We start from the raw sequence: 11,778 nt of genomic DNA, 5'->3' as shown, positions 1-11,778 counted from the left end.
CCGAGTATGGGCGCCGGGTCGATCAGTGCCACCCCCGCGCACCTAGGCTGTGCGCGGGAGTTTGCTCACAGTTTCGACCGGACGGTCGTGGAGCCGGGCTCAGAGGGTGCGCAGCAGCACCGCCGGCTGTTCCACGCAGTCCGCCACGTACCGCAGGAATCCGCCCGCCGTGCCGCCGTCGCACACCCGGTGGTCGAAGGTGAGCGAGAGCTGCACGACCTGGCGCACCGCCAGCTCTCCCTGATGCACCCAGGGCTTGGGCACGATCCGGCCGACGCCGAGCATGGCGGCCTCGGGGTGGTTGATGATCGGTGTCGAACCGTCGACTCCGAACACTCCGTAGTTGTTCAACGTGAAGGTCCCGCCGGTCAGTTCCCCGGGCGTGAGCGTGCCGGCTCGGGCCGCCTCCGTCAGCCGGGCGAACTCGGCGGTGAGCGACTCGGCATCCCGGGCGTGCGCGTCCCGCACGACGGGGACGACGAGTCCCCGTTCGGTCTGCGCGGCGAACCCGAGGTGCACCTGGTCGAGCCGGACGATCTCCCGGGCCGCCACGTCGACAGTGGAGTTCAGCTCGGGGAAACGGGCGAGCGCGGCGGTGCAGATGCGGGCCAGCAGGGCGAGCAGGGAGACCTTGGGGCCTCCCGCCGCGTTCATGGCCGTCCGTGCGCCCATCAGTTCCGTGGCGTCGGCATCCACCCAGCAGGTGGCGTCGGGGATCTCACGCCGGCTCCGGGAGAGCTTGTCGGCGACCGCCCCGCGGACGCCCTTGAGGGGAATCCGGGTGCCGGCGGTGGTGGCCGGTCCTGGCGTGCCGGTGCGCGCCGCCGACGCGAGCGCGTCCGGCGTGGCTGCGGCGGGAGTGGCGCGCGCGGCCGTGTCCGCCGTGACCCTCGACGCGCCGTTGCGGGCCGTGGCGGCCCGCAGGGCGTCCTCCACGTCCGCGCGCAGGATCAGTCCGTCGGGCCCGGAGCCCGTCAACTGCCGCAGATCGACGCCGTTGTCGCGGGCGAGCCTGCGGACGAGCGGGGAGATCACCGGGACGGGTCCGTCGACGTGCCGGGGGGCGTCAGCGCGGTGGTCGCGGGCCGAGGCCGCCGGGACCGCGGCGGTGGCGGCCGGGCCTGCCGAGACCATGGCCCCGGCGGGGTGCGCCGCTGCCGTGGCGGCAGGCGTGGGTCCGGCATGGGGATGCGGGGCCGGGGCCACGACGGGGTCGGCCGTCCCCGCAATCCCGTCCGTGGTGCGGGCGCCGGGCCGGGGCGCCCGGACGCGGCGGCGCCGGGCGGGGGCCGCCGATGTCCCGTACCCGACCAGCACGTTCCCCGAGGATTCCTCGCCCCCTTCCGCGGCGGCGCCCACGGCGACCGTCAACAGCGGTGCCCCGACCGGAAGTTCCGCGCCCTCCTCGCCGAATCGGGCCGTGACCACGCCCCCGTAGGGACAGGGCACCTCGACCATCGCCTTGGCCGTCTCGACCTCGACGACCGGCTGGTCGACCGTGACGACGTCCCCGACCTGCACCAGCCAGCGGACGATCTCCGCCTCGGTCAGCCCTTCGCCGAGGTCCGGCAGCCTGAACTCGAGCACCTGGGCCATCAGCTCTCCGCCTCCCATTGCAGGCGCCCCACGGCGTCCAGGATCCGGTCGACTCCCGGCAGATGATGCCGCTCCAGCATCGGCGGCGGGTAGGGGATGTCGAACCCGGCCACCCGCAGCACCGGCGCCTCCAGATAGTGGAAGCAGCGCTCGGTCACCCGCGCGGCGATCTCCCCGCCCGGCCCGCCGAAGCCGGTCGACTCGTGCACCACCACGGCCCGGCCCGTACGGCGCACCGACGCGGTGACCGTCTCGTCGTCGAACGGCACCAGGGAGCGCAGATCGAGGACCTCCAGGTCCCAGCCCTCGGCCCGTGCCGCCTCCGCCGCCTCCAGACAGACGGGCACCGACGGCCCGTACGTGATGAGCGTGGCGCTGCGGCCCGGACGCCGCACCACCGCGCGGCCTATCGGTGCCACGGCCTCGGGCTCGTCGGGGTTCCAGGAGTCCTTCGACCAGTACAGCCGCTTGGGCTCGAGGAAGACGACCGGGTCGTCGGAGGCGATGGCGGCACGCAGCAGCCCGTAGGCGTCGGCGACCGTCGCGGGCGTGACGACATGGAGGCCCGGGGTCGCCATGTAGTAGGCCTCGGAGGAGTCGCTGTGGTGCTCGACGCCGCCGATGCCTCCCCCGTAGGGGACCCGGATCGTCACAGGCAGCGGCATCGCGCCGCGGGTGCGGTTGCGCATGCGTGAGACATGGCTGACCAGCTGCTCGAACGCGGGGTAGGCGAAGGCGTCGAATTGCATCTCCACGACCGGCCTGAGCCCGTACATCGCCATGCCGACGGCCGTGCCGAGGATGCCGGCCTCGGCCAGCGGCGTGTCCGTGCAGCGGTCGTCGCCGAACTCCTTGGCGAGCCCGTCCGTGACCCGGAAGACACCGCCGAGCGTGCCGACGTCCTCGCCCATGACATGCACGGACGGGTCGGCCGCCATGGCGTCGCGCATCGCGCGCGTGAGGGCCTGCGCCATGGTGGCCGGCTTGAGGGCAACGGTCGTCATCGCCCGGCTCCTTCCGGCCCGGCCGCCTCGGCGTCCAGCTCCGCCCGCAGCTGCGCCTGCTGTTCGAGGAGTTGGGTGGTGGGCTGGGCATACACCTGGGTGAAGAGGTCCATGGGGTCCAGCGCCGGGTCCTGGTTCATGCGCGCCCGCAGGTCGGCCGCCATGGCCTCGGCGTCCTCGCGCGCGGCCCGTATCCCGTCCTCTTCGAGGAGGCCGCGCTGCGTCAACTCCCGCTCCAGCAGGGCGATCGGGTCATGGGCCTGCCAGGCCTCGACCTCGCTGTCGCCGCGGTAGCGGGTCGCGTCGTCGGCGTTGGTGTGGGCGTCGATGCGGTAGGTCACCGCCTCGACCAGGGTGGGGCCGCCCCCCGCGCGCGCGTGCCGTACGGCCTCGGTGAGGACCTCGTGCACGGCGGCGGCGTCGTTCCCGTCGACCAGACGGCCCGGCATGCCGTAGCCGACGGCTTTGTGCGCCAGGGAGGGCGCCGCGGTCTGCTTGGCGAGCGGGACGGAGATCGCGAAGCCGTTGTTCTGGACCAGGAAGACGACCGGCGCCTGCCACACCGCGGCGAAGTTCATGGCCTCGTGGAAGTCGCCCTCGCTGGTGCCGCCGTCACCGACCAGGGCGAGCGCGACCACGTCGTCGCCCTTCAGGCGCGCGGCGTGTGCGAGTCCCACGGCGTGCGGCAGCTGGGTGGCGAGAGGGGTGGACAGGGGTGCCACCCGGTGTTCGTACGGGTTGTAGCCGGTGTGCCAGTCGCCGCGCAGCAGGGTCAGGGCCTCGACCGGATCGACGCCGCGGGCGACGGCCGCGAGCGTGTCGCGGTAGCTGGGGAAGAGCCAGTCGCGCTCCTCGAGGACGAGCGCCGCGGCGACCTGGCAGGCCTCCTGCCCGGTGCTGGAGGGGTAGACGGCCAGGCGGCCCTGCTTGGTGAGCGCCGTCGCCTGCGCGTTGTACCGGCGGCCGCGCACCAGCTGGGCGTAGAGCCGGCGCAGCAGCTCCGGGTCGGCCTTCGCGGCCGCCTCGGTGCCGAGGACGCGGTACGGCAGTGCGTCGGGCAGCAGCGGAGCGGGATCGGTACGGGGCTGCCAGGCGGGCGGCGGAGTCGGCCGATAGGCACCCCGCTGCTCCATGACCGTCATGACGGCACCTCCTCGTGGGAGCGGCTTCGGACGCGCCACGGGAGTGATGCGCCTCACCTACCGATTGTTCGGTCGTCGACACATTTTGGCTACAGGCCCCTTCAGGCTGTGGACAAACGGTTCTCCACAACTTGAGATGGACGCAGTATGTCCATGGTAGAGAGGTGGGGGCGCATGGCACCTGAACAAATGGCCGAGCCACCGGAGCACGGCCCCGCCCTGCCGCCCCCGCGCCCCCTCGACGCCATCGACCAGGACATCCTGCACATACTCCAATCGGATGGCCGCGCCTCGATACGGTCGGTCGCCGAGAGCGTCCACGTCTCGCGCGCCAACGCCTACGCACGGATCAACCGGCTCATCGAGGACGGTGTCATCCGCGGCTTCGGCGCCCGGGTGAACCACGAACGCGCCGGTCAGGGCACATCGGCGTACATCACCCTGAAGATCGTCCAGAACTCCTGGCGAACGGTCCGTGAGCAGTTGCGCCTGCTCCCCGGGGCCTCCCACATCGCCCTGGTGGGCGGCGACTTCGATGTGCTGCTCCTGGTCCACACGCCCGACAACAGGGCACTGCGCGAACTCGTCCTCACCAGGCTCCAGGCGATCCCCGAAGTGCTCAGCACGCGCACCCTGCTGGTGTTCGAGGAGGAGGACCTGGAACCGGAGGGCCGATGGGTCGGGCCGGGGCCCAACGGGTGAGCGGCGGCGCCGACCGGCTCCTCAGCGGTCGGTGCGCAGCCCCGAGAAGACCAACTGGACGACCGCGTCGGCGACTTCCCGCTCACCCATGCCGCGACCGTCGGGCCGGTACCACTCCACGATCGAGTTGATCATCCCGAAGACGAGCCGTGTCGCGAGCCGCACCTCCACGTCGCCGCGCACATCCCCGTCGGCGGCGGCGGCCTTGAGCAGCTCGGCGACCTGGTGGTCGAACTCCCGGCGCCGCTCCAGCGCCCACCGCTCGGTGTCGGTGTTGCCGCGGACCCGCAGCAGCAGCGTCACGTACGGCAGCTCGGTGGTGAGCACCTCGACCATGCGCCGTACGACGTACTCCAGCCGTTCCACGGCACGGCCCACGCGCGCGTGGTCCTCCTCGAGGATCCCGAAGAGGCCGTCCAGCGCCCGGGTGACGGCGCGGCGCAGCAGCTCCTCCTTGCCCGCGACATGGTGGTAGATCGACGACTTCGAGATGCCGGCGGCCTTGGAGAGGTGCTCCATGGACGTGCCGTCGTAACCGCGCTCGTTGAAGACCTGCACGGCCACGGAGAGCAGGCTCTCCGGGGTGTAGGTGTCACGCTTGCCCGTGGTCATCAGGAGCCCTCCCGCTTCTCGGAGGCGTACGCGTGGCGGTAGAGCGCGAGGGACGGGGCGTACCGTCCGGAGGGGTCGCGCATGTGCAGGTCGTCCAGGAGGTCGTAGGCCCAGCCGCGGCCGAGCCTGCGGCTCCACTCGAAGGGCCCGAGGGGGTAGTTGACGCCGAGGCGCATCGCGGTGTCGATGTCCTCCTCGGTGGCCACGCCCTTGGCGACGGCGTCGTGCGCCAGGTCGACGATCCGGGCCACCGTCCGGGCGACGATCATGCCCGGCACGTCCCCGATGACGCTGACGTCCTTGCCGAGCGCCTGGAAGAGCCCGATGGCCTCGGCGAGGGTCGTGGGCGAGGTGTCCTGGGAGGCGGACAGGGCGATGCGCGTCGCCCTGCGGTAGTCCAGCGCCAGGTCGAAGTAGACGACGTCCCGGAACTCGACGGAGGTCTGCCCGTCCGCGAGGGCCAGCTGGCCGCCGCCGGGCAGCACCAGGCGGGTGCCGTGGTCCTCGTCGTCCTCACGGATGCCGATGCCCGCCTCGCGGATCAGTGCGAGCAGTTCCGAGGCGGGCCCAAGGTCACCCTCGGCGACGACGTAGGCGGGCGCCTGCGCCTTCTCCGCGGTGTGCGGCTCGGGCCGTTCGGCGCCGTCCCCGTAGCCGTACCAGCCCCATCCGGCCTTGCGGCCGAGCCTGCCGGACTCCACCAGCCGCCGCTGGGCGAGTGAGGGCGTGAAGCGCACGTCCTGGAAGAAGGACTCCCACACGGACCGGGTGACGGATTCGTTGACGTCCTGCCCGATGAGGTCGGTCAGTTCGAAGGCGCCCATCCGGAAGCCGCCCGACTCGCGCAGGACCGCGTCGATCGTGGCCGGGTCGGCGGCCTGCGCCTCGTACACCGCGAACGCCTCGGCGTAGAAGGGCCGGGCGATCCGGTTGACGATGAAGCCGGGGGTGTCCGCACAGGCGACCGGCGTCTTGCCCCAGGCGCGGGCCGTCTCGTACGCGCGCGTGGCGGACGTGACGTCGGTGGCGAACCCGGAGACGACCTCCACCAGCGGCATCAGTGGCGCGGGATTGAAGAAGTGCAGGCCGACGAACCGGCCCGGGTTGCGCAGGGCACCTCCGACGGCGGTCACCGACAGGGACGAGGTGTTGGTCGCGAGCAGGCAGTCGTCGTCGACGACCGTCTCCAGCTCGCGGAACAGCTGCTGCTTGACGTCGAGCCGCTCCAGGACCGCCTCCACCACGAGCGCGCAGCCCGCCAGCTCGGCCAGGCTCTCGGCGGGCAGGAGGCGTGCGCGGGCCGTGTCCCGCTCGGCCGTGGTGAGCCGGTCCTTCTCGACGAGCCGGTCGAGACGGGCGCCGATCGCGGCGGCCGCCTCCTGGGCGCGGCCCGGAACGGCGTCGTAGAGCCGCACGGGGTGGCCCGCGACCAGCGCGACCTGGGCGATGCCCTGGCCCATGGTGCCGGTGCCCACGACGGCCACAGGGCTGCTGAGGTCGAGTGCTGTCATGTGCGCGATCCTCCCGCACGGGGGTTTCCACAGATACGGCAGGCCCCCTTGTCCCGACCGATCGTTCGGTTACTCTAACTCTGTCCGCCTGTTCCTGCCCAGGTCATGAACTCAACGAAGAGCTCTCGAGACGAGGAGTTGGTCCCGCATGGCCGAACTCACCGCGCACCAACTGATCGCCCAGCACCGGCCCACCCTCGATCAGGCGCTGGAAGCCATCCGCACCCGCGCGTACTGGTCCCCGCACCCCGAGCACCCCAAGGCCTACGGGGAGCACGGCAGCCTGGACGCCGCTGCGGGCAAGGCCGCCTTCGACGCCCTCCTCGGCACCCGCCTGGACCTCGGCCAGCCGGGCACGGACGACTGGACGGGCGACGAGGTCTCGCCGTACGGGATCGAGCTGGGGATCACCTACCCCCACGCCGACATCGACGTCCTGCTGCCCGCCATGCGCGCCGGCCAGCGGGCGTGGCGCGACGCGGGCGCGGAGATGCGCGCGGTCGTGTGTCTGGAGATCCTCAAGCGCATCAGCGACCGGACGCACGAGTTCGCGCATGCCGTCATGCACACCAGCGGCCAGGCGTTCATGATGGCGTTCCAGGCGGGCGGCCCGCACGCGCAGGACCGCGGCCTGGAGGCGGTGGCGTACGCGTACGTGGAGCAGGTCCGCACGCCCGGCACCGCGGAGTGGGCCAAGCCCCAGGGCAAACGCGACCCGCTCGTCCTCACCAAGTCCTTCAAGCCCGTGCCGCTCGGCATCGCGCTGGTCATCGGTTGCAACACCTTCCCGACGTGGAACGGCTATCCGGGCCTGTTCGCGTCCCTGGCCACCGGCAACGCGGTCCTCGTCAAGCCGCACCCGCGCGCGGTGCTGCCGCTCGCGCTCACCGTGCAGGTGGCCCGCCAGGTGCTCGCCGAGGCGGGCTTCGACCCGAACCTGGTGGCGCTTGCCGCCGAGCGCCCGGGCGAGGGCGTCGCCAAGACGCTCGCGGTGCGCCCGGAGATCCGGATCATCGACTACACGGGCTCCACGGCGTTCGGCGACTGGCTGGAGACCCACGCCCGCCAGGCCCAGGTCTACACGGAGAAGGCCGGCGTCAACACGGTGATCGTGGAGTCGACGGCCAACTACAAGGGGATGCTGTCGAACCTGGCGTTCTCCCTGTCGCTGTACAGCGGACAGATGTGCACCACCCCGCAGAACCTGCTGATCCCGCGGGACGGCATCACCACCGACGAGGGCCCGAAGTCCTACGACGAGGTGGTCGCGGATCTCGCGCGCTCGGTCGACGGCCTCCTGGGCGACGACGCGCGCGCGAACGCGCTGCTCGGCGCGATCGTGAACCCGGACGTCAAGGCCCGTCTGGAGGCGGCGGCCGGGCTGGGCGAGGTCGCGCTGGCCTCCCGGGAGATCGCCAACCCGGAGTTTCCGAAGGCGGTCGTGCGGACGCCGGTGATCGTGAAGCTCGACGGCACCAAGCCCGACGCGGAGGCCGCCTACATGAGCGAGTGCTTCGGCCCGGTCTCCTTCGCCGTCGCCGTGGACTCGGCGGCCGACGCGGTGGAGCTGCTGCGCCGCACCGTCCGGGAGAAGGGCGCCATGACCGTCGGCGCGTACACCACCTCGGAGGAGGTCGAGCAGGCCGTGGAGGAGGCCTGCCTGGAGGAGTGCGCCCAGCTCTCGCTCAACCTGACCGGCGGGGTGTACGTCAACCAGACGGCCGCCTTCTCCGACTTCCACGGCTCGGGCGGCAACCCGGCGGCCAACGCGACCCTGTGCGACGCCGCGTTGGTGGCGAACCGCTTCCGCGTGGTGGAGGTCCGCCGGGAGGCGTAGCGGCGGCTCAGGCGGGTGCGCCCCCGGTGGCGCTCCAGTGGTACAGCGTCATGGCCACACTGGTGGCGAGGTTGTAGCTGGAGACCTGGGGGCGCATCGGCAGGGCCGCCAAGTGGTCCGCGCGGGAGCGGAGTTCGGCCGACAGCCCGGTGCGCTCGGAGCCGAACGCGAGCACGGCGTCGTCGGGCAGCTTCAGGGTGCGGATGTCATCGCCCTCCGGGTCGAGGGCGAAGACCGGGCCCCGCGGCAGCTCGGCCACGGACAGCCGCTCCACGGCGGTCGCGAAGTGGAGTCCGGCCCCGCCCCGCACGACCGTGGGATGCCAGGGGTCGAGCGTGCCGGTCGTCACCACGCCGGTCGCGCCGAAGCCGGCCGCGAGCCGGATCACCGCCCCCGCGTTGCCCAGGTTCCGCGGGTTGTCGAGGACGACGACGGGGGCGGTGCGGGGCGTGCGCCGAAGGGTGTCGAGATTGGCCGCGCGCGAGGGGCGTGCGGCGAGAGCGGCGATCCCCGTGGGATGCGGGCGTGGCACCAGGGACCGGTAGGTGTCCTCGGGGATCTCCGCCAGGAGCGCCTCCAGCACGTTGCGCACATCGGGCGCCAGTTCGTCGGCCAGGGCGAGCGCCGCCCGCCGGTCGGCGGTGACGGCGACCTCCACGCGCGCCTGGAAGCGCAGCGCGTGCTTGAGCGCGTGGAAGCCGTCGAGGAGGACGGAGACCTCGGCGAGCCTGCGCCAGGTGCCCAACGGATGGGCGGTGCTGCGGTGGGGGGCCGTCATGCCGTGCAGCCTACGTGTGCCGCAGGCCCCACGGCTCCCGGCGGCTGGGCGGTGGGACCGGCGCGGCTCCGCCATGAAGCCGCTGTGCGAGAGGAACCGCCACGCCGGGGCGCACCATCCGGGGCCAGGCGCACCATCCGGGGCCAGGACGCGCCACCGTGAACAGAGCGTGCCACCGTGAACAGGGCGCACCATCCGGGGCCAGGGCGTGCTGCCGGGGCCAGGACGCGCCACCGGGCGGCTCACACTGTCGCATACCCGGGCCGCCCCGCTGTTGCGCTCACACCGTCGGATTCGCCTGCGGCTGCTCGGCCGGCTCCTCGGCGGGCGGCCGGAGCCCGCGCGGGCCGGGTAGCGGGAGCCGGGCGCCGGACGTCACGAGCCGTGCACGCGCGCGTGCCGCCCATCCGCCCAGCCCCCGCAGGAAGGACGTCGGCAGGAACACGGCGTCGGCGGCGATCATCGCGAGCGAGAAGAACGGCAGGCCGAGCACCACGGCGATCACCGCGTGCTCGGTCATCATGGCCGCGAGCAGGGCGTTCTTCACCCGCCGGTTGAACAGCGTGAACGGGAACGCGACCTGTGTGGCGACCGTCCCGTACGTCACCAGCAGCACGATCACGCCATGCGCGGACAGCAGGTGGGACAGGGCGGGCCAGGGCGAGAAGTAGTCGAGGTGGAGCGGGTAGTAGACCGCGGTGCCGTCCTGCCAGCGCGAGCCCTGGATCTTGTACCAGCCGGCGGTCGAGTAGATCAGACACGCCTCCGCCATGATCACCAACAGGGCGGCGTTGTGGACGAGGTTGCCGACGACGTCCAGCAGGATGCGGGGCTGCCCATGAGGGCCACGCCGGCCGACGTACCACCACAGCCCCTGCACGGCCCACAGAGCCCAGAACACGGCGGGCCAGGCACCGCCGATCCGGTCCGCACCCGTCGCCAGGACGAGCGCGAGGCCGAGCGCACCCCACAGGGCGGGGCCCGCCCGATCGGGCCGCGGCCGCTGATCACGCGCGCGTGCCGCACGGGCGCGTCGGGCCCGCCGCTCGTCCAGCGACCACACCCGCCCGCAGCGCGTGAACACCAGATAGATCGCCATCAGGTGGAGGACGTTGTCACCGCCGTCGCCCATGAAGACACTGCGGTTCTCCAGCGACAGCACACCCACCATGAACAGCACCGACATCGTGCGGGTGCGCCAGCCGACCAGCAGCAGGACGCTCGACAGCACGGCGAGGGCGTACACGGTCTCGAACCACGCCTGGCTGTCGGACCACATCAGGACCGTGAAGGCGTGGTTGTTCGCGATCAGCTGCTGGGCCAGGTCCCAGCTCCAGGGGCCGTCGGGCCCGTACAGCTCCTGGCGGTGCGGGAGCTCGCGCAGCAGGAACAGCAGCCAGGTGGCGGCGAAGCAGATGCGGACGGCCGCGGTCTGGTACGGGCCGAGGGCGGTGTCGGTGACGCGGGCGATACCGCCCGAGACGCGCACGGCGAACCGGTTCACGGGGCGCTCGCCCCCGCCCGCTCGCCGTCCGGCAGCGGCCACCAGGGCAGCGGCCGGTACGCGGGCGCCGTGCCGACCCGCTCGTCGCTCCACTTCGGGGGCGGCACATTGGTGGTGCGGGAGCGGACCTGGACGCGTTCGACGGTCTCGCCGTGCCGGGCGGTGTGCTCGCGGCCGAGGCGCAGCGCGACGACCCGGCGCAGATAGTCCTCGGACAGGGCGCCGCGCAGGCCCACGGGACGGTTCTCCTCGTCGTGCGAGGTGACATAGAAGTCCCAGGCGCGGCGCAGTTCGTTCTGCTGGGTGTGGCTCGGCAGCGGATTGCCCTCGATGGCGGCTCCGTCGAGCGCGGACAGGTCGTACCAGCCGGTCGTCCGTTCGCCGCCGTCCCCGGTGCGCAGTTCGGCACGTGCCTGGACGTCGATGTTCTGTTGCAGCGGGTTGGGCGCGAACAGTTTCCAGTTCTGCTCGAACTCGGGGTAGATCCAGTCGTCGATCGCCTTGCCGTGCTCCTTTGTGACGACGTTCGCGGGCGCGACGTGCAGAAACACCATGCCCAGGTGCACACAGGCGACGACGGCGACGACCCCGAGCGCCAGCGCGGCGGCGATCCGGTAGCCCAGGGAGAGGGCCGCGACACCGGTGCGCGGGGCCGCCGCGTCCGGCGCCCGCCCCTCCGCCTGATCCGCCTGATCCGCACCCGTGGCCTCCTCCGGACGCGGATCACCGGGTACGTCGCGGACGGCGCCCGCGGGCAGGGGGGACAGCGGGTCGTCCGGCTGTCCAAGCCGGACGCCCGGTCCCTGGTCGTACGCGTCCATCCCGCCCCGTCTCCCGAGCTTCCGTGCCCTCGGTGCCGCCCGTGCCGCGGGCCCTGTCCGCGACCGTCTCCGCATGGGCCGAGCGGACCGCATCACCGGTTCGCAGCACTCGCGGCGTGTCCACGGAACGGTACCCAGGCCCACCCGCCCCGCACAGCGCATCGGGCACAGCGGCCGGACGGCTGCCAGGAGGTTGTCCACAGCGGTTGACACCCTACGGCGCCGCGTCCCACCATTGAATCGACACGACCGAACGATCGGTCGGGCAAGG

10 protein-coding genes are annotated in these 11,778 nt (G+C 72.5%); 2 read left to right on the top strand and 8 right to left on the bottom strand.

What is annotated here, in order from left to right; genetic code table 11:
- Positions 1-99: 99 nt before the first annotated feature.
- From ABZ823_RS06140 to pdhA, 3 genes are read right to left on the bottom strand one after another with little or no spacing between them, the layout of a single operon-like run.
- Positions 100-1,596, bottom strand: a complete 1,497-nt coding sequence (locus tag ABZ823_RS06140) for a dihydrolipoamide acetyltransferase family protein (RefSeq protein WP_361654274.1) — start codon at positions 1,594-1,596, stop codon at positions 100-102.
- Positions 1,596-2,600 (bottom strand): alpha-ketoacid dehydrogenase subunit beta, encoded by a 1,005-nt coding sequence (locus ABZ823_RS06135; protein WP_361654271.1) that lies wholly within the window; start codon positions 2,598-2,600, stop codon positions 1,596-1,598. The genes ABZ823_RS06140 and ABZ823_RS06135 overlap by 1 nt, the downstream gene beginning before the upstream one ends.
- Positions 2,597-3,742 (bottom strand): pyruvate dehydrogenase (acetyl-transferring) E1 component subunit alpha, encoded by a 1,146-nt coding sequence (gene pdhA / locus ABZ823_RS06130; RefSeq protein WP_361654268.1) that lies wholly within the window; start codon positions 3,740-3,742, stop codon positions 2,597-2,599. Before pdhA ends, ABZ823_RS06135 begins: the two co-directional genes overlap by 4 nt.
- Before the next feature lie 189 nt (positions 3,743-3,931).
- On the opposite strand from pdhA, the gene ABZ823_RS06125 reads away from it, so the two are divergent.
- Positions 3,932-4,444 carry an Lrp/AsnC family transcriptional regulator gene (locus ABZ823_RS06125; RefSeq protein WP_361654766.1) on the top strand — a complete coding sequence of 171 codons (513 nt, stop codon included), beginning with the start codon at positions 3,932-3,934 and terminating at the stop codon, positions 4,442-4,444.
- A gap of 21 nt (positions 4,445-4,465) precedes the next feature.
- Here ABZ823_RS06125 and ABZ823_RS06120 read toward each other — a convergent pair whose 3' ends face one another.
- Both ABZ823_RS06120 and ABZ823_RS06115 read right to left on the bottom strand, forming a co-directional pair.
- Positions 4,466-5,056 (bottom strand): TetR/AcrR family transcriptional regulator, encoded by a 591-nt coding sequence (locus ABZ823_RS06120; RefSeq protein ID WP_361654266.1) that lies wholly within the window; start codon positions 5,054-5,056, stop codon positions 4,466-4,468.
- Positions 5,056-6,567, bottom strand: a complete 1,512-nt coding sequence (locus ABZ823_RS06115) for a 3-hydroxyacyl-CoA dehydrogenase (RefSeq protein WP_361654263.1) — start codon at positions 6,565-6,567, stop codon at positions 5,056-5,058. Before ABZ823_RS06115 ends, ABZ823_RS06120 begins: the two co-directional genes overlap by 1 nt.
- 148 nt (positions 6,568-6,715) lie before the next feature.
- Between ABZ823_RS06115 and paaN the strand changes: the two genes are divergently transcribed.
- On the top strand, positions 6,716-8,404 hold the full coding sequence (paaN, locus tag ABZ823_RS06110; protein ID WP_361654260.1) for a phenylacetic acid degradation protein PaaN: 1,689 nt from the start codon (positions 6,716-6,718) through the stop codon (positions 8,402-8,404).
- A 7-nt stretch (positions 8,405-8,411) separates the two neighbouring features.
- On the opposite strand, the gene ABZ823_RS06105 is transcribed toward paaN, so the two are convergent.
- From ABZ823_RS06105 to ABZ823_RS06095, 3 genes are all read right to left on the bottom strand, one after another.
- A complete protein-coding gene (locus ABZ823_RS06105) occupies positions 8,412-9,182 on the bottom strand; it encodes a TrmH family RNA methyltransferase (protein WP_361654258.1) in 771 nt (256 codons plus the stop codon).
- 280 nt (positions 9,183-9,462) lie between these two features.
- Positions 9,463-10,686: an HTTM domain-containing protein gene (locus ABZ823_RS06100; protein ID WP_361654255.1), complete on the bottom strand. Its 1,224-nt coding sequence runs from the start codon at positions 10,684-10,686 to the stop codon at positions 9,463-9,465.
- Complete coding sequence (locus ABZ823_RS06095) at positions 10,683-11,507, bottom strand: DUF5819 family protein (RefSeq protein ID WP_361654252.1); 825 nt, start codon at positions 11,505-11,507, stop codon at positions 10,683-10,685. Before ABZ823_RS06095 ends, ABZ823_RS06100 begins: the two co-directional genes overlap by 4 nt.
- Positions 11,508-11,778 lie beyond the last annotated feature (271 nt).

The organism is Streptomyces sp. NPDC047079 (assembly GCF_040643755.1).
In the GTDB taxonomy this organism is placed as follows: domain Bacteria; phylum Actinomycetota; class Actinomycetes; order Streptomycetales; family Streptomycetaceae; genus Streptomyces.
This window is presented reverse-complemented; position numbering and strand designations above follow the sequence as displayed.